Below are 23,682 nucleotides of genomic sequence, written 5' to 3'. Positions count from 1 at the left end.
GGCTCACGGCAGGTCAACGTCTGCGTAGAACGGGACCCGGCCGTAAAAGCGCTCGCAGGACTCGTAGCCCCGACGGGCGTCTTCGTCGCTCTCATCGAGGTAGGTCCGACGCATCTCAGGAGAGATGCAGTCGCTGGTGGCGGCGCGAAGGGCCTGCCGAAGCGCGTCGGTAGAGATTGCCCACACCCGCGCAGTCTTGTCCGAGGCGGTGACCACGCGCTGCCCGTCGGCGCTGAACGCCGCCGAGAGAAGCGAGCCCTCATGGCCACGGAGCACGACGGGCGTGCCGCTGCCATCCGCGTTCCACACCCGCGCCGTCCTGTCGTGCGAGGCCGTCACCACCCGCTGCCCGTCGGCGCTGAGGGCCGCGAAGCTGACCCCTGCCTCGTGGCCCCGGAGCACCACCGGTGCCCCGCTGCCGTCCGCGTTCCACACACGCGCCGTCTTGTCGTGCGAGGCCGTCACCACCCGCTGCCCATCGGCGCTGAACGCCGCCGAGAGCAGCGAGCTCTCATGGCCCCGGAGCACGACGGGCGTGCCGCTGCCATCCGCGTTCCACACCCGCGCCGTCCTGTCGTGCGAGGCCGTGACCACCCGCTGCCCGTCGGCGCTGAGGGCCGCGGACCAGACCGGGGCCTCGTGGCCGCGGAGCACGACGGGCGTGCCGCTGCCGTCCGCGTTCCACACACGCGCCGTCCTGTCGTGCGAGATGGTGATCACCCGCCGCCCATCGGCGCTGAACGCTGCGGCTCTGACCCAGTCCTCGTGCCCCCGGAGCACGACGGGCGTGCCGCTGCCGTCCGCGTTCCACACACGCGCCGTCCTGTCGTTCGAGGCCGTGACCACCCGTTGCCCGTCGGCGCTGAACGCCGCAAAACCGACCCCTGCCTCGTGGCCTCGGAGCACGACGGGCGCGCCGCTGCCGTCCGCGTTCCACACGCGCGCCGTCTTGTCGTGCGAGGCCGTGACCACCCGCCGCCCATCGGCGCTGAACGCCGCCGACCACACCGGGGCCTCATGGGCCTGGAGCACGACAGGCATGCTGCTGCCGTCCGCGCTCCACACACGCGCCATCTTGTCGTTCGAGGCCGTGACCACCCACCGCCCATCGATGCTGAACGCCGCCGACCACACCGGGGCCTCATGCCCTCGGAGCACGACAGGCATGCTGCTGCCGTCCGCGCTCCACACACGCACCGTCGTGTCGTTCGAGGCCGTGACCACGCGCCGCCCGTCAGGGCTGAACGCCGCGGAGCTCACGTCGCCCTCGTGGCCACGGAGCACGATGGGCACGCCGCCGCCGTCCGCGTTCCACACACGCGCCGTCCTGTCGAACCCGGTGGTGACTACCCGCTGCCCATCGGCGCTGAACGCCGCGTACCCGACGCCTAGCTCATGGCCGCGGAGCACGACAGGCGCGCCACCGTCCTCCGCGTGGTCGTGGTCGCAACCGGTCTGCGCGTGCTCGGACTCATCCGCGTGAACAGGGCCATTCCGGGCACTCCCGGCGTTCCACACCCGCGCCGTCTTGTCGTTCGAGGCCGTGACCACACGCTGCCCGTCAGCGCTGAACTCCGCGGAGCTCACCACGCCTTCGTGGCCCCGGAGCACCACCGGCGCTCCACTGCCATTGCCATCCGCGTTCCACACCCGCGCCGTCTTGTCGTTCGAGGCGGTGACCACACGCTGCCCGTCAGCGCTGAACTCCGCGGAGATCACCGCAGCCTCGTGGCCCCGGAGCACCACGGCCCTGCGGCTGCCATCCGCGTTCCACACGCGCGCCGTCTTGTCGTGGGAGGCCGTGACCACACGCTGCCCATCCGCGCTGAACTCCGCGGAGCTCACCTCGCCTTCGTGGCCCCGGAGCACCACGGCCGTGCCGCTGTCATCCGCGTTCCACACGCGCGCCGTCCTGTCGTGGGAGGCCGTGACCACACGCCGCCCATCCGCGCTGAACGCCGCGAACACAACCGCGCCCTGATGGCCCCCGAGCACCACGGACGTGCCGCTGCCATCCGCGCTCCACACCCGCGCCGTCCCGTCGTCCGAGGCCGTGACCACACGCCGCCCGTCGGCGCTGAACGCCGCGAACATGACGGCGCCCTCGTGGCCCCGGAGGACCACGGTCGTGCCGCTGCCGTCCGCGTTCCACACCCGCGCCGTCTTGTCGCTCGAGGCCGAGACGATGCGCTTCCCATCGGGGCTGAAGTCAGCACGCAGCACGTCGCCGCGATGGCCGCGCATCGTGAGCATCAAAGGAGCCGAGCCGAGCACATCACGTGTCAGCTCGGTCCAGCCAGGTACGTTTTCCGCGTCTCTCACCTCGAGCAGCAGCTGCACCGCTGACTCTGGCCGATCTCGCGCCAGCAGCTCACGAGCGCCGGCCATCAGCGAGGACGCTCGCTTCAGCGCCGCCTGGGTCGCCGCCTCCCGCTGCGCCTCCTCCGCCCTCCGCGCGGCAGCCTCCGCATTCCGTGCCGCGGCCCGCTGCTCCAGCGCCCGGACGACGATGACCGCCACCACCACGGCCACCGCGGCGGCAACGGCCGCACTCGCCACCAGCGTCCGTCGCGGCGCACGCTCCCGGACCGCCCGCCGCTCCTCTTCCTCTTCCTGCTTCAACGTCGCCCGCTCCCGTTCCTGCCCTCGCTCGCCTCGAGCGCGACGGTAGCAGGCCGCAACCCGGTACGTGCCCCGGTCCCGCCAGCCCGGGAGCGCCCCACGCTCCGCCGGGCAGGGTTGCCGCCCTCCTGCGCACGCGCCGCTCTGGGACCGGAAGCGGGATCGAGACGGCCGGCGCCGGCGAGCCGGACGATGCTGCGAAAGCGCGGACACTCCATGTGGCTCGGCGCGGTACACGCCGCCGCGTGGCGCAGGCCGTCGCGCAGGGCGACCAGGCGCTGGATGGTCCCGTCCAGCTCCTCGGCCTTGGCTGTCAGCCGCTCTCGCTCGATGCGCGGCCGGCCGTCGGGCGAGAACATCCGGGCGATCTCGTCCAGCGAGAACCCCGCCACCTGGCCGAGCGCGATCAGCGCCAGGCGCTCCAGCACCCCGGGGTCGAACAGGCGCCGCAAGCCCCGCCGCCCGGTGGACGCGATCAGCCCCTTCTCCTCGTAAAACCGCAGGGTGGAGGCGGGCACGCCGGAGCGCCGGGCCACCTCCGCGATGTCCAGCTGTTTCACGCTTGACCTCAAGTTGACTTGAGCTTGCAGACTACGGCACATGAGTTCCGACTGCAAACCGAAGGAGACTCCGATGTCCGAAGCCCATCGACCGAATCGCGACCAGGCCACGCTGTGGAACGAGGCCAGCGGGCGCACCTGGGTGGAAATGCAGGAAGTGCTCGACGGCATGATGGCGCCGCTCGCGACGCCGCTCATCGACGAGGGCTTCCCCGGCGAGGGCGGGCGCGTCCTCGACGTCGGCTGCGGCGCGGGCGCCACGTCCCTCGCGATGGCGCGGCGCCTCGGGCCAGCGGGCCTCTGCCTCGGCGTGGATATCTCCGGGCCGCTCGTGACGGCCGCCAGGGCGCGCGCCGCCGCCGAGGGGCTGGCGTCCGCCGCGTTCGTCCAGGCGGACGCGCAGACCCATGCGTTCGAGCAGGGCACGTTCGACGCGGTGATCTCGCGCTTCGGCGTGATGTTCTTCGACGATCCCGCGGCGGCGTTCGCCAACATCCGGCGCGCCGCCCGGCGCAAGGCGAAGCTCTCGTTCGTGGCATGGCGCAGCGCGGACGAGAATCCGTTCATGACCGAGGCCGCGCGCGCTGCGGCCCCGCTCCTGCCGAGCTTGCGCGTCCCGGACCCCGACGCCCCCGGCCCGTTCGCCTTCGCGGACAGAGAGCGGGTGCAGCGGATCCTGGACGCGAGCGGCTGGACCGACGTCGACATTCGCCCGATCGACGTGCCGATCGGCGTCGCGGAGAAGGACCTGCTCGCCTACGTCACCAGGCTCGGACCGGTGGGTCAGGCGCTGCGGGACGCGGACGAGCCGACGCGCGCCCGGACGGCCCAGGCGGTTCGCGCTGCCTTCGACGCGTACGTCCAGGAGGGCGCGGCCCGCTTCACCGCGGCCTGCTGGCTCGTGAGCGCGCGCGCCTAGAGAAATCCTGCAGAACAGCCGGTCGATGACGATCCGTCGCCCGGCGCGCCGTGCCCGGCGACGGGCCGAGACCGACATGCCGCGCGTCGCGAGGCGCCGGGCCGCACCTCAACCAAGGTCGCCTGTGAAGCGGATCGGCACGCGAAACGCCGCGAACATGGCCTTCACGTGCCTGGGCGAGAAGAGCGCGCCGAGCGTCGTGTCCTCGACCCCGCGGCTCCGCACCAGCTCGTGGAGCTCGAGCAGCGAGTACGCGCAGAAGAGCTCGAGGCGCTTTCCGATGTGCTTCAGGATCCTGCCGCGATTCCTGTAATACGGCGCGTAGTCGCCCTTGTACCGGAGATCGAGCGCTTCGATGCGGTATTCGTACTGCACGTAGGAGCGCTCCCCGAGCGCACGATTGCAGAGGAGCTCGGCTTCGACGTGCGCGCCGGTGTCGCCCACCTCAACGCCGGGCCCATCCCCGAAGACCCAGAGCCCGTCGAAATGGGGCGCTTCGGCCTCTCGCGCCTCCTCGTGCGTCTTCGGGTGCCCGGGCGACACGGAGAAGCACGCTCGAAACTCGTCGCGTATCTCGGCGCTGCGCGCGCAGAGCGCCTCCATCTGCCGCTCTTTCGGGACCGAAAACAGTTTGGCCGTCTTGCCCATGAGCCGTGCTCCTCAGAGATGTCTCGCCCGCAGCCCGAGAGTGCCCGAGTCAGAACCTCCCATGCTAGCCGATCGCAGCGGGCTGCGAGCGCCGGGCCAACGCGTCCCCGGCGGCTTCCCGTCCAGGCTGCGGGCGGATCAGGTCACCGCGCCGCGCTGGTGGAATTCCGCCTTGTCCCAGGCGCCGCTCTCCAGAAGGTCGCGCAGCGCTTCCACCGCATCCCAGACGTCGACGAAGCGGGTATACAGCGGGGTGAAGCCGAAGCGCATGATGCGCGGCTCGCGGTAGTCGCCGATCACGCCACGGGCGATCAGCGCCTGCATCACCGCGTAGCCCTGCGGGTGCTCGAAGCTGACCTGACTGCCGCGGCGGGCGGCGTCGCGCGGGGTGACCAGGATCAGCGGATGCTGGCCGCAGCGCGCTTCCACCAGCTGGATGAACAGCTCCGTCAGCGCCAGCGACTTGGCGCGCAGCGCGGCCATGTCGGTATGGCGGAAGATGGCAAGCCCGCATTCCACCAGCGAAAGGGCGGTGATCGGCTGGGTGCCGCACAGGAAGCGGCCGATGCCGTCGGCGGGGGTGTAGGCGGGTTCCATCGCGAACTGCCGGGCATGGCCGAACCAGCCGGACAGCGGCTGCCCGAAGCGGCTCTGATGACGCGGCGCCACCCACAGGAAGGCCGGCGCGCCGGGTCCGCCGTTCAGGTATTTATAGGTGCAGCCGACGGCGAAGTCGGCGCGGGCGCCGTGGAGGTCCACCGGCACGGCGCCGGCGGAATGCGCCAGGTCCCACACGGTCAGCACGCCGGCTTCGCGCGCGAGCGCCGTGACGGCGGCCATGTCGTGCATATAGCCGGTCTTGTAGTTGACATGGGTGAGCATCAGCACCGCCACGTCGTCGCGGATCGCCTGCGGCAATTCCCTGGGCGAGTCGATCAGGCGCAACTCGTAGGCTGCGCCGCCGCCCATCTTCAGCAGCTCGGTCAGGCCCTCGGCGATGTACAGGTCGGTGGGGAAGTTGTCGCGCTCCGACACGAGCACCCGGCGCTCGGGCGCGGTGGTCTGCTGCTGGCGCAGCGCGGTGGCCAGCACCTTGAACAAGTTGATGGACGTCGTGTCGGTGACCACCACTTCGCCGCTGCCGGCGCCGATCAGCGGAGCCAGGAGGTCGCCCAGGCGGCGGGACAGGTGCACCCAGCCGGCCGTGTTCCAGCTACGGATCAAGCCGTCACCCCATTCCGCTTCGATCACTTCCCTGGCGCGGGCCAGGGACGCCTTGGGGCGGGCGCCCAGCGAGTTGCCGTCCAGGTAGATCACACCGTCCGGTAGCGCGAACTCGTCGCGCAGGTGGCGCAGCGGGTCGCTCGCATCGCGGGCAAGGCAGGTGTCGCGGGTGGTTTGCAGGCTCATGTAAAGCGTCCTTCGGTTCCGCAGCGCAGGGTGCGCAGCATGGCACGGACCGGACTCGCGCCCAGGGGGGCCAGCGTGAGCGGCAGGGCGATCCGTCCGTGGTCGCCTGGCGGCATGGCAGCCAGCCGCAAGCGACACGCGGCCCCGGTCGCCCGTGCAGGTGCTCAGTCGGCGAGCGCCCGTTCGACGGCCTGCGCGTACGGCATGGGCGTGAGCGGGATGATGGCGCGGATCGGCCCCACATCGCCGACGAGGTCGGCGTCCAGGCCCAGCAGCAGGTCGGCGAAGGCGCCACGGGGCAGGCCCGCCAGGCGCTCGAAGAGCCCGGCGAAGGGCGCTAGCAGCCAGGGCAGGAGGTGCAGCTTCCACGGCGGGCGCCGGCCGAGCACGCGAGCCGCCACGTCGACCATCTCGTCGGTAGTGAACGCCTCGTCGCCGCCCACGACGAAGGCCCGGCCGAAGGTGCGCGGCTCGTCGAGGCTGCACGTGAATGAGCCGGGAACGGCGCGCTCACCTCGTCCGCTTCAGCGCCGCCTTGAGCACGTGCTCCGCGATGAGGTAACCGAACCCCTCGCCCTCGATCCGCCGGATCAGCTGGTCGCGCGTGGTCCGGAGCGCCGCCGCGGTGGCGTTCAGGTTCCACCCGTGCGCCGCGAGCTGCTGGAGGAGCCGGGCGCGCCTCACCTGCCCCGCCGCGAGCCGGTACGTCTTCGCGTACTCCAGCGTGCCGTCCTCGCGCACGATCGCCTCGCCGATGTGGTTGTCCAGCGACGGATCGAGCTCGGTCATGAACCGCTGCAGCGAGAACGGCCCCGCCCGGTACACGCGCTCCGCCGCGATCGGCCGGCCGAGGAGCCCCGCGGCCGTGTCCACGTGCAGCGCGCCGGCCTCCGCCCGCGCCCGGACGAGCGCGGCCCGCAGGTCGTCGAGCGAGCCGATCTGCGCGGCGTCGAAGGTGTGCTCGAGCGCCTGGCTGTCGCCGTTGTGGCGGGCCGCGTAGAGCAGCGTCTGCTCGTAGAAGTCCTCGATCAGCGTGCGGTGCAGCGCGCGGTAGTCGTCGGGGTGCGACACGACGAACACCGACGCGAGCAGCTCGCCGACGAAGAGCAGGACGCCGCATTGGCCCTCGTGGATCTCGAAGACGCGCAGCGCGTCCTCCAGGCTCGGGATCGCCCGGCCGGAGAGCGACACCTCGGTGCGCGGGTCGAGGCCGCGGGAGATCGCCCGCCGCGAGTACTCGGACCAGGCGATCTCGGGGGCGTTGAAGTGCAGGGAGAGGAAGCCCTCCATCGCGAGGTGCAGCGGCAAGAGGCGCAGGCGGTTCCGCTCGGCCGGGTCCTCGCCGCGCGCCTCGCGCCGGGCCATGCGGTGGAGCAGCTGGACGCCGCAGCCCCACTTGCTGAGCGGGTTCCGGACCTCCGGCCCCGCGAGCGCCGCGCCGTAGGACGCGACCGGCGAGCCGTCCTCGGTCCACCCGATCACGAGCGCGTGCGGCACGTAGGAGCAGTAGGCCGTGCCGTCGCCGAGATCGACGATCGACCAGGCGTCCTCGTGTCTGCGGCCGGCGATACGCAGGTCGTCCCGCGGCGCGTCCCGGAGGAGCGGGACCAGGCGCACGCCCGCGAAGACCTGGGCGTGCGTCGCGGAGAGGCCCCGGAGCGAGAGCGACCGGAGCAGGGCCGGCGCCTTGGCCATCAGGGCACCTCGAGCGCCGCGGCGGGCGCCTCTTCTGCGGGCTCGGCGGCGTCTGCCGGCTCCACGGCGTCTGGTGACTCCACTGCGTCTGCCGGCTCCACTGCGTCTGCCGGCCGCGCGTCCGCAGCTGGCTCCGCGGCGCCCGGCGTCCGGGCGTGCCGCGAGAGCAGCGCGGCGGCGCGCTGCGCGAGGTAGCGCTCGAGCTCCGCGAGCGGCGCCGTGCCCTCGGCAAAGCGGGCGAAGCCGAGGACCGTCGGCAGGTCCTCGGCGTCGCGCAGGCCGACCGTCGGGATCGACGGGCCGAGCGCGCGGGGCGCGTAGCGCTCGCTGTCGAACACGGGGTTGATGTGGACGATCGACGTGCGCTGCCCCGGATCGAGCCGCGCCCGGAAGCAGCGGGCGACCTCGGCGGCTGCGCCGGGCGGGTCGTTCTCGAAGCCGTCCGAGAGGACGACCACGACGTCGGGCCGCCAGGCGAGCGCGTCGAGCAGCGGCGTCGCGAGATCGGTCTGGCCGCGCGCGCCGACGAGGATCTCGTCGGGCGTGGGCGCGGTCCAGAAGGCGCGGTACTCGCGGGCGGCGGCGCGGAGCAGGTAGCTCACGCCGAGCGCGACGGCGAGCGGGCGGCGGCGCTTCTCGCTCGATCCGGACGCCGAGTAGCTCCGGTCGAGCACGGCGGCGACGCGCCCGAGCGCGGCTGGGCTCTTCCTGAGCGCGCGGGCGGCGGCGCGCTCGAGCGCCGCGTGGAGCTCGTCGCGGCGCTCGCGCCGCGCCTCCTCGGGCAGCGAGAGCGCATAGAGCGCGACGCGCGTGAGCGGGGCGCGGCCGAGGTCGACGGCGAGGTCGACGTCCTCGCGCCCGGCGGCGCGCTGGAGCCGGAGGCGCTCGCCCTCGGTCATGCGCGGCGCGGCGCGGCGCAGGAGCTCCTCGCGAGAGACGCCGCGGGCGGCGGCGAGCCCCTCGGCGACGGTCAGCGGCAGGTCGAAGATCGCCTCTTTCGCGTAACGCGCCTGCCGCGCGCGCTCGAGGAGCGGCGTCTCGAACGGCGCGCGGCGCCCGGGCTCGAACAGGAACGGCCCGATCTCGCCGGGGAGCTGGAGGTGGGCGTGCACCGCGAGCGCGCGGAGGTGGGCGCGGTACTTGACGGCGTCGAACGCCGGGTCGGGCCGACTGGCGAGGTAGGCGCGGATGACGGCGCGCGCGCGGCGGTTGTTCACGCGGCGCTCCCGGAGCTCGCGCAGCGCCCGGAGCGCGCGCTGCGGCGGGAGCTCCCGGAGGGCCGCCGCGATGAGCGAGCCCTCCTCGCGCCGGTCGGGGGCGGGCGTCTCTGCGCCGGTCGCGAGGAGGTTCACGGCGATGCGCGCCTGGTTGAAGTGGTTGATGCCGGCGGCGAGCGTGCGCGCGTAGAGGCGGCGGTAATTGCCGAGGATGTACTCGTGGAGGAACTCGATGGAGACGGCCTGGCCCCCGGAGGTGCCATAGAACTCGGCCTGCCCGGTGCACGCGAAGCAGGCGTTGATGAACATGACGAGGTCCTCGCGCTCGACGCGCTCGGTGTGGAAGCGTGCGGGGGGCGCGGGAGGGGCGGGGGGCATGGCAAAGAGCCGCCCGGGGAATGGTGGGGCGATCAACCTACGACAGTTTCCAGACTGGGATCGGAAATCGCCCCGAAGTCCCACGGGCGGCAACCGGCAGCATACACCTGGAGGGGCATCTCTCGAAGGACAAGATCTCCCTTGACGACAAGATCATCGCTGGCAGCGCTGAACGTCTCCACCCTGCCTGCCATGTCTTCGTCCCCCGCTCCGAATTCAGTTAGTTAGACTGCCTAACAAAACCGGATCGAGCCAGGCGGCCGACGGAGGGTGCAGCGCCAGGCGCGACGAGGAGCCCTGCTGATGTAGGGCGACGAGGAGCAACGACGAGGAGCAACGACGAGGAACAACGACGAGGAGCAACGACGCGACGCACACGCCGTCGGCCGCCCGGTGACGGGAGGTCTCGAGAGGCGCTCTTGAGCAAGGGTGGCGAACAACGGACAGACATCAACCTCACGAAGCAGGCGAGAGAGGCGAACCGCGCAAGGCTTCCCGTGCCATTCAACACGTGCGGCGTGACTGCACCATGAGAACGTTCACACGCGGCGCTTGACATTCGAACCGCGTTTGGATTCTCTAGTCGCTCGGATCGCGTTTGGATTCCCTCGCCCTGTTGCTCCTCGGAACGCCTGAAGCGTAGTTTTGCATGCCCGCTGCCGCGTGGTGCGCGACCCGTGCGTCGGCACGTGCCGCTTGCCCGGGACACCACGGTGACAATGCAAGTGCGCCAATGCGCTTGTAGCGCGGGCCATGGAACTAGCGCGGGCCATGGAACTCGATTTTGAATTTCACGCACGTTGGAGGTCCTCATGCCCTTGAAGAACTGGCCTGCCGTCTTTTCGCTCGCGGTCATCTCTGCCCTCCCCGCCGCGGCGTACGCCAGCGACCCCGCGAATCTTCCCCTTCCGCCCAGGGGCTTCGATGCCAGGGACAACAGCATTCCCCATGGGAAGGTGGACGTCTCCGTCAGCTATCCGACCCGAAACTACGGAATGCGGAAGGTGACGGTTTACACGCCGCCGGGGTACTCGACGGACAAGAAATATCCTGTCGTCTATCTGCATCACGGGATCGGCGGCAATGAGGTTTCCTGGATCGGCCAGGGGAGCAACGAAGGCAATGCCGACAATATCATGGACTATCTGTACTCGAAGCAGATGGCCAAGCCCATGATCGTCGTGATGCCCAGCGGCAAGATGGACGGAGGGGACGATTTCGCGCGCTTCGCGAACTTCGGGGACGTCCTGCTCAACGACCTGATCCCCTGGGTCGAAAAGACTTATTCCGCCGCCACCGATGCCGATTTGCGGGCCATCTCCGGCCTGTCGATGGGCGGGGGGCAGACCTTCAACTTCGGGTTCCCCAACACCGATGTCTTCCATTACATCGGACCGTATTCGGCTGCGCCCAATACCCAGCAGCCAAGTCAGACCATCAAGGATGTGGCTGCGGTCAAGAAGGACGTGAAGCTCATCTTCATCTCTTGCGGCAGCGCAGACAACCTGATCAACAATAGCAGGAATTATCACGACTTCCTGGATCAGAACAACATCGACCATATTTACCAGATCGAGGCGAACGAAGGTCATACCAAGACCGTCTGGAACCGCAGCTTTTACAACTTCGCCCAGCGCATCTTCCTCGATGAGGGCACGACGAGCGGCGGTGGGGAGGGCGGGGCCGGTGGGGCGGGTGAGACCGCGGGCAGCGGCGGTAGCGCAGGGGACGGGAGCGGGAACGGAAGCGGCGGCAGCGCAGGGGATGGGAGCGGGAGCGGCGCGGGCGCAGGGGACGGGAGCGGGAGCGGCGCGGGCGCAGGGGACGGGAGCGGGAGCGGGAGCGGCGGGGGCGTGCCCGGAGGTGATGCCGTCACGACAGGCGGTTCCACAGCGAATGGCGGGCAGGGTTCGAGCAGCGCGAGCGGCGGCACCGACCAGGCTACGCCTGTGACGGAAGACGGTGGCTGCAGCGTCTCGGTCCCCGGGTCCGAACCCGGAACGCCGCCTTGGCGCTTCGGGATCCATCTTGCGGCGATCGGAGCCATGCTCTTCAGAGCGCGAGCAAGACGCAATCGCGGCTGAGCGGCCGAGCGTCGCTCCGGAACCTGCGCTTTCCAGGCAGCTTCAAGCCGGTCGGTCGCTCTACCGCGAGCAGGCCTCTACTCCGGCCAGACCTCGATCCAGACGAACAGCACCTGCCCGGCGGCCTGGTTGTCGACCGCCACCGGATAGACCGTGCGCGCTCGGAGCGCCTCGACGAGGTGACCGTGGTGGATCGCGAACCGCCCGATGAAGTCGTCGTTCACGAGGTCCCTGTCGACGAGCTCACCGCTCAGGTGGACATCCGGCGTGAGCGGCACGCGGTACCAGGTCGGCGGGCCTTTCCATCCGGGCGTGCAGGTGTCGCGTTGCCCCGGGCGATCCAGCGCGCGCCTCCCGAGCGACCGGCCGCCCACGAACAGCTCCGCCGAGCCGAAGGGCTCCGGCGGCTCGGTCCCCGCCCCCGCCGCCTCCGCCGCGAAGCCGGCCACACTGGCGGCCGCGGCGACGGGGTGCTTCGTGCGGAGCAGGCCGCCGATGGCGGTGAGCGCCTCCGCGGGGACCGCGCCCATGCCGTCCCATTGACGGCCGTCCGCCTTGGCCGGGCTGATGACGGCGCCGTCGATGGAGATGCGGACATGCGCCGGCAGCGGCGGCGCCGCCGGCTTGCACGCCGCGCAGCCAAGGGCGATCCCGCACAGCGCGGCCGCTCCGAGAGGACGTGACGCCATGCCTCGAGAGCGTATCCCGGCGGCCGCGGCGCACCAACGTCCTCGGTCGCGCGCGGGCGGCCGTGGGGTCACCCGCGGCTCGTCCGCACGATCGCCTCCGCCAGCGCGCCGTCGTCCGCGCCCTCGGCGTCGCCCGAGAGCGCCTCCTCCGCGGCGGCGAGCGCCGCGTCGCGGAGGCGGTAGAGCTCGGGCTCGGGCATGCGCTCACGCGCTGCGAGGACGCCCGGCGGGACGCCGCGCAGCATCTCCAGGACCAGGCCGAGGCGGCGGCGGGCCTCGAGCGGCGGCGGCGCGTCGAGGCCGAGCCGCCGCCGCGTGGCCCGCGGCGCTCCGGCGAGGCGGCGCGCGGCGGCCCCGGCGACCTCCGCGGCGAGCGCGTCGTACGCCGGCGGCGACGGGAGCCGCGCCTCCGTCCAGACGAGCAGCCGCACGAACTCGCGCGCCCCCTCGAACGCCCGCCGCCCGTGCAGCATGCGCCGGTTGTCGACGACCAGGATGTCCGCCGGGCCGAGCGACAGCTCGATCACCTCGCCTCGCGACGCCTCGACGAAGCGCGCGAGGCGCGCGGCGATCGCGTCCCCCGGCGGCACGAACGGCGCGTGCGTGAGCGCGAGCGCGCCGCCGCGGAGCGACACGGTGGGCCCGAAGAAGTCGCCGAAGACGAACGGGATGCGCCTGTACACCGTGAAGAGCGCGCGGAAGAGCTCGGGCTCGGCGCGCTCGATCGCCGAGAGCAGCGGCCAGCCGTCGAGCAGGAGGCAGCCGCCGCCGTGCTGCGCCGGCCTGACGCAGGCCATGATCTGCACCGCCGGAGGCGCGCCCGCGAAGCACTGGCTGTCGGTGTGGAGCGGCGCCGCCGCGGAGCTCGCGGCGAACGACCTGCCGCCCGGCACGGCCTTGATCGGCTGCCGCTCCACCAGGAGCGGCCTTGCCCCGAGGAGCCGCTCGGCGAAGCTCCACGGCGCCCGCGCGGCCTCCTCCGGCGCCAGCGCCGCGTCGCCGCGGAGGACCGAGAAGCCGCGCGCCGCGAGCTCGCCGAAGAGCCTCGCCGGGCCGCCCTCCGGCCCGGGCCAGATCCATCGCTCGCTCATGGGCGCGCTCCGCGAGGGCGCTCGAAGGGGGAAATCATCATGCTTATCCAGCATATACAGACCCGCTGATCGCGCCGTCCGTTCCGCTCACGCATCGAGGAAGCGGGCCTCCCGGAAGCCGGCCCGGAGCAGGTCGCGCGGGATGGGCACGATCCGGAGCAACGGCGCGCCCTCGGGCACCTCGATCGGCGCCCCGAGCCGGCGCACGTGGAACACCGCCGGGGTCGCGAAGAAGGCGTCGGTCGCGACCACGCCGCGCATCACGTCGTAGCCGTCGCCGTTGACGCCGTCGAGCAGGCTCGACCAGCCCGGCGGCGTCCGGGTGAAGGCCCAGGGCTTCACGAAGAAGTGCGGCTCGCCCGGCGGATGCGGCGTGAAGTACTTCGTCAGGTACCAGAGCGCCCCGCGGTTCGCGGCGAGGAAAGCGTCGCCGAAGGTCCGCGCGAACGCGCGCTCCACCGCGGCCGCCCCGTCGGCGAGGCGCGGCGCGTCCGGCGCGACGGCGAGCGTGTGCCCGTCGAACGTCGCGCGGAACGGGACGGCGTTCCTCACCACGATCGACGCGAGCCGCCGAGCACCCCCGCGCCAGGGGACCGGATCCGGCCCGGCCGCGGTCGTGACCTCGGTCACCTCGATGATCTCGGGCGCCGCCGGCCCGGCGACGACCAGCCGCACGCGCGCCGGCCCTGCGCTCGCCTCGCGCGTGCTTCCCACGCGCGTGCTCTCCTCGCCCGCGCCCTCCCCGCCCGTGCTCCCCTCGCCCGCGCTCGCGTTCCGCCCACCCGCAGTGCCCCCGACGAGCCGCCGGTACTTGCGGGTCACCTGGCCCTTCTTCACCGCGAAGTACTTCGCGTCGTAGAACTCGGCGTGCGCCCGCCCCACCTCGGGCGCGTCCGCGAGCGAGCACGCCTCGATCTGCACGTCGGGGAGCACGGGCGCGATGCAGCCGATCTCCCCCTCGATCTGCAGCCGCTGCGGGGCCTCGTCGCGGACGCGCAGCTCGACCACCAGCGGGACGAACGCGCCGTCGTCGGCGAGGTATGCCTCGCTCACCTCGATCAGCGCGTTCCGGCGGTTGGCTGCCCCCGCGACGCGCAGCCACAGGCCCGGGTCGGGGCGCACCAGGAGCCCCGTCCACAGGCGCAGGCGGGGCGGCCCCAGCCCCTTGCGGCACGTCCAGGCGAGGCCGCCTCGCAGCGCCCGGTGCCACGCCCCTTCCGGCGCCAGGAAGCCCTGCGAGACCAGCCGGGTCAGCGCGGCGCGGTGGGCGCGGGCGAGCGCCTCGCGGTGCTCGCCCGCCGGCTCGGCGCGGAGCGACCCGAGGCGCCGCCGCACCTCGACCGGCCGCGCCAGCGTGATCTGGAGCCCGAACGCGTTGCCCTCGAGCAGCGGTACGCACGCCTTCGCCACCCGGAGCGGCACCGCGCCGTCGAGATCGCCGGTGCGCCGGGTGAGCCGGCACAGGCCGAGGGCGTCGAGCACCTCGAAGCGGGCGTCACCCGCCGCAGCCACCACCACCGCCGCAGCCGCCGCCCCCGCCGCAGCCGCCGCCGCCCCCGCAGCTCGACGAGCTGCAGCTCGATCCGCCGGACGAGCCGCCCCCCGTCGTGACCGGGGGGGGCGGGGTCATCGCGTAGACCATCGGCCCGAAGAGCGGCGACATCGCGAGCGCCGCCGTGCCGCTCGCGGCGACCGTCAGGCCGATGTCCACCGCCTCCCGGCGGCGGCCGCTCGCGACGTCGGAGCGGAGCGAGACGGTCGAGTCGTCGAGCCACCGGAGGTAGTCCGACTTCATGGTGCTGTAGGCGCTCGCGGTCCGCGCCACGATCCACGTGGCGACGAGCAGCGCGATCATCTCCACCACCAGGAACGCGTAGGGCCGGTCGAGCTCCTCCGCGCGGAAAGCGCGGATCAGCCCCACGCCGAGCAGGCCGAGGCCGACCGCCCACACCACGGCCGAGAGGGCCGTCATCGTCCCCCGCGGGCGGAGCATCCCCGCGGCGGCGAGATCGAGGCGGATCTCCTGCTCGAAGCGGGCCGCGATCTTGTCGGCGGAGGTGCGCACCTGCTCGATCGAGAGCGTCACCGTCTGCTGGCCGTGCGCGCCCCTCGACGAGAGCGAGCTGAAGAACGCCGCGAGCACCCGGTCCGGCGGGGGCGAGCCGACCAGGAGGTGCAGCGCCTGCGGCGCGTCCTTCGCGTCCCCCGCGGGGACGAGCCAGCCCGCGCCCATCGCGACCGCGATCAGCGTGGCGGCGACGCCCTTGTTCCCGTCGCGGAGGTACGCGATCGCCCAGTACTCGTCCGGCTGAGGGATCCATCCCGCCGAGAGCCGCTGCCGCCACGCCGGTGAGCGGTACGACGCGCCCCCCGCGGGGACGCTCGCCTGCCCCGCTCGATCCAGGGAGGCGCCGACCGCGCTGCGCACCAGGATGGCGACGACGAGGCCAGAGACCGAGAGCGCCAGATAGAAGAGCAGGAACGCCGGCCCCGACGCCATGTTGAACGGGAAGAAGTCGAAGATCTCGTGGATCATCGCGCCGCCTCCGGGTGCTCCAGCCGGTCGACGTCGTCGACCGCGCGCGCGAGCAGCTCCGCCAGCGCCGCGTAGGCCGGGCCCGGCGCCTCGTGGACGCGCTTCAGCGGGGCCACGTCGACGCCGAGGAGCTTGCCCGCTCCGGCGAGCACCGTGCCCAGATCGTCGCCGCCCTCGATCCCGTGCAGGCCGAGCAGGGCGTGGAGCGGGCCGCGGATCTGCTTCACCTTGCGGGAGACCGCCCCCTTCAAGGCGTCGTCCGCGCCCATCCCGTCCACCACCGCGCGCCGGAGGCGGATCTGCGCCTCGCGCAGCTCCTGCTCGACGCGCAGGCGGCGGTTCTTGCCGTCGATCACGAGCGACGAGAACGGGTCGCTGCCGGAGAGCAGCACGTGGCACCGGCGGATGTCGTCGTAGAGCAGCGGGAACACGTCCGCGGCCCGCGGGATCTCGGCGGCGGTGAGGATCATCGCCTCGATGCGGGCCGCGTAGCGCGCGATCTGGAGCGCGTTGGCGATCGCGTCGAGGCTCTGGCGGGAGGCTTCCTTGAGCACCACCATCAGATCGACGTCGCTCTGCCCGTCTCGGTAGCCGCCGCGCGCCGCGCTCCCGTACAGGAGCAGGCACGAAAGCTCGTCGCCGAGCGTCCGTTCGAGGCTCTCCTTGAGCTCGACGAGCCGCGCCTGCACCGGCGCCGGCAACCTGGAGACGGCGCTCCCCGTGGCGATGGATCCCTCGTTCATGGTCTACCTTCGCGGCTCGATGAGCCGGACCTCGGCGCTCGAGCCAATCCCCTTGATCGCCCAGACTACCCGACCTCCCGGCAGCCGCTCTCGCCGAATGAACGGCAGGAGCCTGGGCCTGACGCTCCCGTCGCCCGCGGGCCCGACGAAGCGGGCGCGGAGCAGCAGGCGGTCGACGATCGCCTCGGGCGCGAGCCGGGCGTCGTCCGCCGCCGCCGCGGCGATGCGGAGCGCGTCGGCGACCGCCGTGAGGCGCGGGGCCCGCGGCGACGCCTCGACGCACCGGGCCCCGAGGCGCGCGGCCGCCTCGCGGTGAGACGAGAGCCGCGGCAAGAGCGGGAGCGCGTCGTCGACGCGCTTGCGCTGGAGGATCGCGCGCGACCGGGCGACGTCCTCGGCGTCGAACGGAGCCACGGCTTCCGGCCGCGGATCGACGGGTGAGGTGAGCAGCTCGGCCACGCGGGCCTGGACCTCGGCGAGCGCCGACGCCTCGGAAGGTGAAGCATCAGGAGAATTTTGCAGCAAGGCGACACGAGAGGTGGGCAACCCCGGTCGGGTCGGCGCCAACGTGGGTTCGGCCGGTGTGGGCCCGGCCAACGTGGGTCGGGTCGCGGCCAACGTCGGTCGGGTCGCGGCCAACGTCGGTCGGGTCAACGTCGGTCGGGTCGGCGCGGACCGGACGATCGCCCTCGCGGTCGCGATCTCGGCCGCGAGCGCGGCAAAGGGCGGGAAATCACCGTCGCGCTCGAAGAGGATCGGGAGCGGCCCGATGCGAGCGACGACCTGGGCCAGCAGGTCGAACACCGGCGCGGGGACCGGATGGGCATGCGTGTCGAAGTAGAAGCCGTGCTCCACGACGCCCCCGGCGATGTGGATCATCGCCACGCGCTCGAGCGGGTAGGAACCGACGAGCTCCCCGGGATCGACGCCGGCGTTGACGGCGTTCGCGTAGACGTTGCCGACGTCGAGGAGCAGATCGCACCCGGTGCGGGCGACGACCTCGGCATAGAAGTCCCCCTCCCCGAGGGCGTCGCCCGGGAACCGCAGCGTGCACGCCGCGTTCTCGAGCAGCAGGGGGATGTCCGGGAGCGCCCGCCGGGCGGCGGCGACGTTCTTCGCGACGGCGCGCGCCGCCTCGAGCGTGTACGGCAGGGCGGTGAGGTGGCCGATCTCCCGGCCGCCGCCGCGCACGAACGCGACGTGCTCGCTCACGACCGGGGCCGAGAGCTCCCGGCAGAGCGCCCCGAGGCGGCGCGCGCGATCCATGTCGATGCCCGAGGCGCTGCCGAGCGAGAGCTTCACGCCGTGGGGCACCACCGGCCAGATGCGCGCGATGGCCGAGGCCTCGCGCCGCGCGGCCGGGCTCGCGAAGCAGGCCTCGGCGACGACCTCGACGAAGTCCACCGCGCCGGGCGCGGCCAGCAAGTCGGCGGCGAGCTCGGGGCGGAATCCAACGCCGACGACGCCGACGGCGCCGGAGAGGGGCGATCTGGGGGCGGGCACGAGCACGCGGGGACCTGCCTCAGTCTGCCCTCGCGGAGGGATCCGGAACAGAGGCCATCGGGATCGGCTGGAAGTCGAGCTCACCCGAGATGCGAGAGGCAGCACCCATGCGCGTGGCGATCCTCGACGACTACCAGGGCGTGGCGCTCCGGATGGCCGACTGGCGAAGCCTCCACCCTGCGGCGGAGGAGCAGGCCTTCACCGACCACCTCGACGACCTCGAGGCCCTGGCCGCGCGGCTGCGCCCCTTCCAGGCCGTGGTGCTGATGCGCGAGCGCACGCCGTTCCCGCGCGCGCTGTTCGAGAGGCTCACGTCTTCGAGCCCGAGCCGCTGCCCGCGGATCACCCGCTGCTCGCGCTCGACAACACGGTGATCACGCCGCACCTCGGCGTTGTCACCGAGGAGGGCTATCGCCTGGTCTATGGCCAGGCGGTCGAGGACCTCCGCGCCTTCCTCGACGGTGCTGCGGCCCTTGAACCAGCTCCCGGTCGACGTGGCCCCGCTCGGATAGGCGCCGCCGCCGCGCCCCGCGCGTCAGAGGAACTGGCTGCTCCACTTGCGGAACGTCATGATGCCTTTCTCCCCGGCGCACAGGACGGGCTGAGCGCGGTAGATCTTGTTCTCCCAGATCGGGATGTCCTCCTCGATCTGCCGGCAGACCTCCGCCGCCAGGGCCTGGCCGAGGCGCTGCGCGCCGTCGTTGCGCAGCCAGAAGGCGACGCGGATGTCGACGAGCTCGTCGTCGATCGGGGTGACCGTGTTCACGAAGAGGAGCTCGACGATGCCGGTGAAGCGGATCGTCCCGTACCCCATGCCGTGGCCTTCCCAGGTGATCGTGCCGTCGACCACCTGCCCTCCCGGGCCCTTCTGCTTCACCGCCGACCTGGATCGGATGATGTGGCCCTCGATCTCGATCTCGGTCCGGGGCGGCACCAGCATGCCGTGCACCGTCACGAAGTGGGCCGGATCCACGATGTTCTCGAGGTTCTCCTGGATGTGCGTCCGGACCCTCCAGCGCTTGCTGAGCTTCGGGGACCACTCCGTCGAGCGCGCCTCGGCGAGCGGCGGGATCTCGAAGGCGGGGGGCTCGCCGCCGAGCGCGTGGTGGACAAGGATCAGGCCGTCGAGCTCCCGTACCTCCCAGGCGCGGGTCTTCGCTTTCGGCGGGATCGTGTCCGCATAAGGGATGTGCACGCACTTCCCTTCGCCGGAGATCACCCATCCGTGGAACGGGCACCGGATGCCGCCCTGCTCGACGCGGCCCCCCACCCCGAGGTGCGCGCCCATGTGAGGGCAGTGGGCGTCGAGGACCCTGGCCTGTCCGTCCTGCGTCCGGAACAGCACCAGATCCTGCCCGAAGCAGCGGAGCGAAATGGGCCCGCCCGTGGACAGCTCGTCCGAGGTGGCGACCTGGAACCAGCCTCGGGGGAAAGGCTGAAGAGGGATTCGAGCGCTCACGTGGGTCTCCTCGGCTCAGCGTCTGTCGGGGCCGCCCGCGCGCTCGTGCAGCGCCGGGCGGAGGGGCCTCATCGTGCCGGTGATCGCGGCATGAGAACGTCACTCTACCAGCAAACCTCGCAGGCGTGAGTGCGCCGAGGCACTGGCACGCTCCCTCGCCGCGCGAGGCGCGCCTGGCGAGCAGCCGGGCGGCCGGGCGCGAGCTGCTGGGCATCCGGGGCGGGTGGTGGCGTACTTCCCCTGCCCTGCCGGAATGAAGGAACCGTCAAGACGCCAGAAGACGCCAAAAGACGCCAAAAGACGCCAAAAGACGCCAATTTTTTATATTTTTCTTGGCGTCTTCTGGCGGTTCAAAGCCCCACCTTCGGCCAAAGTACACCACCACCCGTGGGCGAGCTACGCTCGCGCCGGAAGGAGCGCAGCACGCTGATGGCCCCCATGCTCGGCGCAGTGTAGGCTCGGCCACGTGTCAGGACCGCGCTGGGCTCGCCGCGCGAGGAGGGCGACGCAGGCCGTCGTCGCAGCGGCGGGGCTCGCGCTGCTCGCGCTGCGCTACGTGATCCCTGCCCTGATGATGCAGGCGCATCCCATCGGGTCGACGGCGTCGCCCTACGGATATGTCGAGTACGTGCCGCCGGAGCCGGGGCCGCGCCCGCTCCTGATGGTACTGCACGGCGGGAGCAGCCGCGGTGACGGTAGCGATCCGCGCGCCATCATCCACCGCCTGCCGCCGCTGCGTTATCTGGCGCGCGCGCGCCTGTTCGGCATGTCGTCCCCGCTCGTCGACGCCGGCGTGCTGATCGCCGCACCGCAGTCGCCCGGCGAATGGGACCCGACGAAGATCGACGCTTTCCTCGACCACCTGCTCGCAACGCACGAGATCGATCGCGACCGCATCTATGTCACCGGTCCGAGCATGGGTGGATGCGGAACCTGGCGCTACGCCGCTATGCATCCGGAGCGGCTGGCGGCGGCGCTCCCCATCTGCGGCGCTTGCCCGCAGGCGGGTGAGCTCGCGGCGGGTCTGCGCACGCTGCCGGTGCGCGCGTTCCACGCGTTCGACGACGAGATCGTGCCGAACTACATGTCCGCGACCTGGGTATCCGCCATCGCGGCGCTGCGGGGCGCCCCGGCCGGCAATCCGATGCTGAGCTATCCGCCGGGGTCCGATTCGACCGCGGTGTTCGATGGCGGCCAGGTCGTCTGGCGTCCCGGCACCGGCGCGTCCGCGGACGAGGCGCTCACGCTCACCGAGTTCGCGCGCGGCGGGCACGCCGTGTTCATCGATGTCTATGCCGAGGATGGGACCTGGCGCTGGCTCTTTGCGCAGCGCCGCGGCGCTCGTGCGCAATGAACGCACGGCGGGCATCGAGCCGCCACGCCCGGCCCCCGCCGCGGCGGCCGAAAACGGCCCGGCACCGGCCACGAGCGGCCGCAGGATCCGGCGCTCACCGCCCGCGGCTCGTCCCCTGTCAACAAGCCGCCGAGAGCTGGTCCAGCCCCTCTTCCACGCCGATGACGGGCGTATCGCCGAGCTCGGCGCGGGCGCGGTCGATCTTCACGGTCACCGAATGCGACATCATGGCGACGGCGAAGCGGGTCATCGGCGGCGCCCGGCGGACGCCGAGGAGGCGCCATGCGCCCTCGATCGCGGCCGCGAGCGGGACGACGGTGGTCATGCCGCCGGGTTCGTTCGCGGCGAGCACGCGCCGCTCCGCCTCTGCCTTCGTCTCCGAGTACAGGAAGCGTTACCTCTCGGGATAAGGGTGCGTCAGCCCGATCAGCCGACCGTGGACTGTCTCCTCGACGTGCGCGCCGAGATCGTCACGCGGAGGGCGAACAAGCCGCAAGCTGTCCGGTGCGCCGTGTGCGGGGGCATAATCGCCCTTATCTCCGGTCTGGCAGCACGCGCATGCAGGCTGACAGCACACGCGCGTGAACCCCTGCGCCGACTCGCTGGTCGCAAGCCACGTATCGTCGGCAGCATCGTCGGAGGGAGTTCTCCGGCGCCAAGACCGGTCCTGACGCCGAGCTGCGCGACCCGAGCGAGGACCAGAGCCATCCCGCCCGGTTGCACGAATGTACATATTGGTGTACATCTATGGAATGGCGCATCGCTACTCCGTCGCAGAAGCTCGGGCCCATCTCCCCTCCATCATCGAGCAAGCGGAAGCGGGTGAAGTCGTCGAGCTCACCCGGAGAGGTCGCCCCGTGGCGGTCGTCCTGTCCCGGGAGGAGTTCGACCGGCTGCGCTCGGATCGACCGAGCTTCGGCGACGCGTACCGTGCATTCCGGAAGAGGCACGACCTCGCGGAGGTGGGCCTGGAGCGCGACTTCGCCGCGTCCGTTCGCGACCGTTCGCCGGGTCGACAGGTCAAGCTGTGAGCCCGCGCTTCTTGCTCGACACCTCCACGATCTCGGAGCCGATGAAGCAGGCGCCCGACGAGGCGATGCTCGCGAAGATCGAGGCCCACGCGCACGAGAGCGCGCTCGCCGCCCCCGTGTGGCACGAGCTGTGGTACGGCTGTCGGCTCCTGCCCTCAGGCAAGCGGCGCACGGCGCTGGAGGCGTACCTGCGCGAGGTCGTTTACCTGTCTTTTCCCATCCTGCCGTACGATGCCGCGGCCTCGGCATGGCATGCCGACGAGCGCGCTCGGCTCGATGGAAAGGGAACGTCGGCACCGTTCGTGGACGGCCAAATCGCCGCCATCGCGAAGAGCAACGACCTGATCCTGGTAACGGTGAATACCCGAGATTTTCGGCGATTTCAGGGCCTGCCGATCGAGAACTGGTCGAGCAGAAAGAAGCAATAGGCGCCGAGTTATCGTATCGACAGCGAAGGCAGGTGCCGCCGCGCAGCCCCGCGCGACAGCCGCTCAGGGATGGCGCAGCTCAGCCGAGGAAGTCGAGGACATCCTCGTTGAACTTCTCGGGGTTCTCGAGCCACATGAAGTGGCTGCCCCCCTCGTCCGCGCCGAAGAGGATGAGCTCGGCGCCGGGGATCTGGTCGGCGACCCACTGCTGGGAGATGGGGTTGAAGATGCTCGCCTCTCCGCCGACGACGAGCGTGGGCACGTCGATCCGCGGGATCACGTCCCTCCAGTCCTGCTCGGCCTGGTCCACGAGCAGCTTGGCGGCGTACTCGCGCGGGAGCTTCAGGTTCTGCTCGACGACCAGGGCGAGCTGATCCGCCGGGTAGCCGGCGGTGAACATGGTGGCCACGAGCCCGTAGGTCGTGGCGATCCCGTCGGGCCCGCGCAGCGCGGCGGCCGTCTCGTGGAGCGACTGCGGGGTGAACAGGGCCCCCGCCTCGACCGCCTCTTCCGGGGACCAGTCGGGCCAGGCCGTCATCGCCGGGCCCACGTCGACGAGGATCAGCCGGTCCAGAGCGCGACCCCCGTAGTTGTCCCAGTAGCCGTAGAGCGCGCCGCACCCCATCGAGTGACCGAGCACGGAGAGGTGCTTGAACCTCATCCCGGAGATGAATTCGTGAAGATCCCTGCTGAAGCGGGCCATGCGGTAGCCGTGCTCGGGCTTCTCCGACGCGCCATGTCCGCGCCAGTCGAGCGCGAAGACATGGTGGTGCCGCGAGAAGGCGAGGATCTGCGCCCTGTACAGCGCGGCCGACTGGGACCACCCGTGCAGGAGCAGCAGCGGCCTCCCCCTCCCCGCCTCCAGGTAGTTGAGGGCGACCCCGTCGCTCGTCATGAAGGTCCCGGAGCGGATGCGCGGCGCCGCCGACGCCTCGCCACCGAGCAAGCTCGTGGCGGCCAGCCCCGCGCCGAGGCCCACGGCCTGCTTCAGCACCTGGCGGCGGGTACGGGTCGAGCTGGACGAAGGTGCTCCTTGCTTCTTGTCGGTCATGGCTCTTGATCTCCACTGCCGGCCGCGCGCGCGAGGCTGCCCCTCGATCACGCGCTGCCACGGCCAAAAGGAAGAGTCTCGACGCGACCGCGGCGATCGCCAGGATTGACGATCATCTCGACCGCGCCGCCGAGCAGATTGTTCACGAACGGACCAAGGCCGCAAGTAAATACAAATGACAAACGGCTCAAGCAAATCTCCGACGCCGGGGCGTGTCTACGCAGGATACAGGCCGCGCGGCGCCGCGATCGCGACGGCGCGCGC

At 71.7% G+C, this 23,682-nt stretch carries 21 protein-coding genes and 1 pseudogene; 6 read left to right on the top strand and 16 right to left on the bottom strand.

Annotated elements, in window-relative coordinates:
- Positions 1–3: 3 nt before the first annotated feature.
- Positions 4–2,622, bottom strand: coding sequence for a WD40 repeat domain-containing protein (locus WMF44_RS10355; RefSeq protein WP_437298956.1), 2,619 nt, complete (start codon positions 2,620–2,622; stop codon positions 4–6).
- A gap of 131 nt (positions 2,623–2,753) precedes the next feature.
- Positions 2,754–3,182: pseudogene (locus WMF44_RS10350) on the bottom strand (helix-turn-helix domain-containing protein); the annotation flags it as partial.
- Between the two features lie 73 nt (positions 3,183–3,255).
- Between WMF44_RS10350 and WMF44_RS10345 the strand changes: the two are divergent.
- Positions 3,256–4,101, top strand: coding sequence for a class I SAM-dependent methyltransferase (locus tag WMF44_RS10345; RefSeq protein WP_437298955.1), 846 nt, complete (start codon positions 3,256–3,258; stop codon positions 4,099–4,101).
- Between the two features lie 108 nt (positions 4,102–4,209).
- Here WMF44_RS10345 and WMF44_RS10340 read toward each other — a convergent pair whose 3' ends face one another.
- The 5 genes from WMF44_RS10340 to WMF44_RS10320 form a co-directional block, all read right to left on the bottom strand.
- Complete coding sequence (locus tag WMF44_RS10340) at positions 4,210–4,749, bottom strand: hypothetical protein (RefSeq protein WP_437298954.1); 540 nt, start codon at positions 4,747–4,749, stop codon at positions 4,210–4,212.
- A gap of 138 nt (positions 4,750–4,887) precedes the next feature.
- Positions 4,888–6,153, bottom strand: coding sequence for a kynureninase (kynU, locus tag WMF44_RS10335; RefSeq protein WP_437301547.1), 1,266 nt, complete (start codon positions 6,151–6,153; stop codon positions 4,888–4,890).
- Between the two features lie 170 nt (positions 6,154–6,323).
- Positions 6,324–6,602, bottom strand: coding sequence for a hypothetical protein (locus WMF44_RS10330; protein ID WP_437298953.1), 279 nt, complete (start codon positions 6,600–6,602; stop codon positions 6,324–6,326).
- A gap of 67 nt (positions 6,603–6,669) precedes the next feature.
- Positions 6,670–7,854, bottom strand: a complete 1,185-nt coding sequence (locus WMF44_RS10325; RefSeq protein ID WP_437298952.1) for an ARPP-2 domain-containing protein — start codon at positions 7,852–7,854, stop codon at positions 6,670–6,672.
- On the bottom strand, positions 7,854–9,449 hold the full coding sequence (locus tag WMF44_RS10320) for a hypothetical protein (protein ID WP_437298951.1): 1,596 nt from the start codon (positions 9,447–9,449) through the stop codon (positions 7,854–7,856). Before WMF44_RS10320 ends, WMF44_RS10325 begins: the two co-directional genes overlap by 1 nt.
- Before the next feature lie 812 nt (positions 9,450–10,261).
- On the opposite strand from WMF44_RS10320, the gene WMF44_RS10315 reads away from it, so the two are divergent.
- Positions 10,262–11,533: an alpha/beta hydrolase gene (locus WMF44_RS10315; protein ID WP_437298950.1), complete on the top strand. Its 1,272-nt coding sequence runs from the start codon at positions 10,262–10,264 to the stop codon at positions 11,531–11,533.
- 77 nt (positions 11,534–11,610) lie between these two features.
- On the opposite strand, the gene WMF44_RS10310 is transcribed toward WMF44_RS10315, so the two are convergent.
- From WMF44_RS10310 to WMF44_RS10285, 6 genes are all read right to left on the bottom strand, one after another.
- Complete coding sequence (locus WMF44_RS10310; RefSeq protein ID WP_437298949.1) at positions 11,611–12,222, bottom strand: hypothetical protein; 612 nt, start codon at positions 12,220–12,222, stop codon at positions 11,611–11,613.
- 68 nt (positions 12,223–12,290) lie between these two features.
- Positions 12,291–13,313, bottom strand: coding sequence for a TauD/TfdA family dioxygenase (locus WMF44_RS10305; protein WP_437298948.1), 1,023 nt, complete (start codon positions 13,311–13,313; stop codon positions 12,291–12,293).
- A gap of 87 nt (positions 13,314–13,400) precedes the next feature.
- On the bottom strand, positions 13,401–14,825 hold the full coding sequence (locus WMF44_RS10300) for a hypothetical protein (protein ID WP_437298947.1): 1,425 nt from the start codon (positions 14,823–14,825) through the stop codon (positions 13,401–13,403).
- Positions 14,809–15,849, bottom strand: a complete 1,041-nt coding sequence (locus WMF44_RS10295) for a hypothetical protein (RefSeq protein ID WP_437298946.1) — start codon at positions 15,847–15,849, stop codon at positions 14,809–14,811. Before WMF44_RS10295 ends, WMF44_RS10300 begins: the two co-directional genes overlap by 17 nt.
- Complete coding sequence (locus WMF44_RS10290) at positions 15,846–16,592, bottom strand: nucleotidyltransferase domain-containing protein (RefSeq protein ID WP_437298945.1); 747 nt, start codon at positions 16,590–16,592, stop codon at positions 15,846–15,848. The genes WMF44_RS10295 and WMF44_RS10290 overlap by 4 nt, the downstream gene beginning before the upstream one ends.
- A 3-nt stretch (positions 16,593–16,595) precedes the next feature.
- Positions 16,596–18,101, bottom strand: a complete 1,506-nt coding sequence (locus WMF44_RS10285; RefSeq protein WP_437298944.1) for a multinuclear nonheme iron-dependent oxidase — start codon at positions 18,099–18,101, stop codon at positions 16,596–16,598.
- A 101-nt stretch (positions 18,102–18,202) separates the two neighbouring features.
- Here WMF44_RS10285 and WMF44_RS10280 point away from each other — a divergent pair, with 101 nt between their 5' ends.
- On the top strand, positions 18,203–18,469 hold the full coding sequence (locus tag WMF44_RS10280) for a hypothetical protein (protein ID WP_437298943.1): 267 nt from the start codon (positions 18,203–18,205) through the stop codon (positions 18,467–18,469).
- A gap of 161 nt (positions 18,470–18,630) precedes the next feature.
- On the opposite strand, the gene WMF44_RS10275 is transcribed toward WMF44_RS10280, so the two are convergent.
- Positions 18,631–19,554: a Rieske 2Fe-2S domain-containing protein gene (locus WMF44_RS10275; protein ID WP_437298942.1), complete on the bottom strand. Its 924-nt coding sequence runs from the start codon at positions 19,552–19,554 to the stop codon at positions 18,631–18,633.
- 661 nt (positions 19,555–20,215) lie between these two features.
- On the opposite strand from WMF44_RS10275, the gene WMF44_RS10270 reads away from it, so the two are divergent.
- Positions 20,216–20,908: a hypothetical protein gene (locus tag WMF44_RS10270; protein ID WP_437298941.1), complete on the top strand. Its 693-nt coding sequence runs from the start codon at positions 20,216–20,218 to the stop codon at positions 20,906–20,908.
- A 118-nt stretch (positions 20,909–21,026) separates the two neighbouring features.
- Here WMF44_RS10270 and WMF44_RS10265 read toward each other — a convergent pair whose 3' ends face one another.
- Positions 21,027–21,233 carry a hypothetical protein gene (locus WMF44_RS10265; protein WP_437298940.1) on the bottom strand — a complete coding sequence of 69 codons (207 nt, stop codon included), beginning with the start codon at positions 21,231–21,233 and terminating at the stop codon, positions 21,027–21,029.
- 400 nt (positions 21,234–21,633) lie between these two features.
- On the opposite strand from WMF44_RS10265, the gene WMF44_RS10260 reads away from it, so the two are divergent.
- Positions 21,634–21,939 (top strand): type II toxin-antitoxin system Phd/YefM family antitoxin, encoded by a 306-nt coding sequence (locus WMF44_RS10260; protein ID WP_437298939.1) that lies wholly within the window; start codon positions 21,634–21,636, stop codon positions 21,937–21,939.
- Positions 21,936–22,367: a type II toxin-antitoxin system VapC family toxin gene (locus WMF44_RS10255; protein ID WP_437298938.1), complete on the top strand. Its 432-nt coding sequence runs from the start codon at positions 21,936–21,938 to the stop codon at positions 22,365–22,367. The genes WMF44_RS10260 and WMF44_RS10255 overlap by 4 nt, the downstream gene beginning before the upstream one ends.
- Before the next feature lie 79 nt (positions 22,368–22,446).
- Here WMF44_RS10255 and WMF44_RS10250 read toward each other — a convergent pair whose 3' ends face one another.
- Entirely contained in the window at positions 22,447–23,418 is a 972-nt protein-coding gene (locus WMF44_RS10250; protein ID WP_437298937.1) for an alpha/beta fold hydrolase, read from the bottom strand.
- Positions 23,419–23,682: the final 264 nt, after the last annotated feature.

This window comes from Sorangium sp. So ce426 (assembly GCF_051475585.1).
In the GTDB taxonomy this organism is placed as follows: Bacteria; Myxococcota_A; Polyangia; order Polyangiales; family Polyangiaceae; genus Sorangium; species Sorangium cellulosum_B.
The sequence above is the reverse complement of the archived record's forward strand: the minus strand, read 5'-3'. Positions and strand labels throughout refer to the sequence as shown.

Bases quoted from the DNA above. Each gene is read 5' to 3' on its own strand.
- WMF44_RS10345 (WP_437298955.1), top strand. From the start codon at position 3,256: ATGTCCGAAGCCCATCGACCGAATCGCGACCAGGCCACGCTGTGGAAC.
- WMF44_RS10340 (WP_437298954.1), bottom strand. From the start codon at position 4,749: ATGGGCAAGACGGCCAAACTGTTTTCGGTCCCGAAAGAGCGGCAGATG.
- WMF44_RS10325 (WP_437298952.1), bottom strand. From the start codon at position 7,854: ATGGCCAAGGCGCCGGCCCTGCTCCGGTCGCTCTCGCTCCGGGGCCTC.
- WMF44_RS10320 (WP_437298951.1), bottom strand. From the start codon at position 9,449: ATGCCCCCCGCCCCTCCCGCGCCCCCCGCACGCTTCCACACCGAGCGC.
- WMF44_RS10315 (WP_437298950.1), top strand. From the start codon at position 10,262: ATGCCCTTGAAGAACTGGCCTGCCGTCTTTTCGCTCGCGGTCATCTCT.
- WMF44_RS10310 (WP_437298949.1), bottom strand. From the start codon at position 12,222: ATGGCGTCACGTCCTCTCGGAGCGGCCGCGCTGTGCGGGATCGCCCTT.
- WMF44_RS10305 (WP_437298948.1), bottom strand. From the start codon at position 13,313: ATGAGCGAGCGATGGATCTGGCCCGGGCCGGAGGGCGGCCCGGCGAGG.
- WMF44_RS10295 (WP_437298946.1), bottom strand. From the start codon at position 15,849: ATGATCCACGAGATCTTCGACTTCTTCCCGTTCAACATGGCGTCGGGG.
- WMF44_RS10290 (WP_437298945.1), bottom strand. From the start codon at position 16,592: ATGAACGAGGGATCCATCGCCACGGGGAGCGCCGTCTCCAGGTTGCCG.
- WMF44_RS10280 (WP_437298943.1), top strand. From the start codon at position 18,203: ATGCGCGTGGCGATCCTCGACGACTACCAGGGCGTGGCGCTCCGGATG.
- WMF44_RS10270 (WP_437298941.1), top strand. From the start codon at position 20,216: ATGGTACTGCACGGCGGGAGCAGCCGCGGTGACGGTAGCGATCCGCGC.
- WMF44_RS10265 (WP_437298940.1), bottom strand. From the start codon at position 21,233: ATGACCACCGTCGTCCCGCTCGCGGCCGCGATCGAGGGCGCATGGCGC.
- WMF44_RS10260 (WP_437298939.1), top strand. From the start codon at position 21,634: ATGTACATATTGGTGTACATCTATGGAATGGCGCATCGCTACTCCGTC.
- WMF44_RS10250 (WP_437298937.1), bottom strand. From the start codon at position 23,418: ATGACCGACAAGAAGCAAGGAGCACCTTCGTCCAGCTCGACCCGTACC.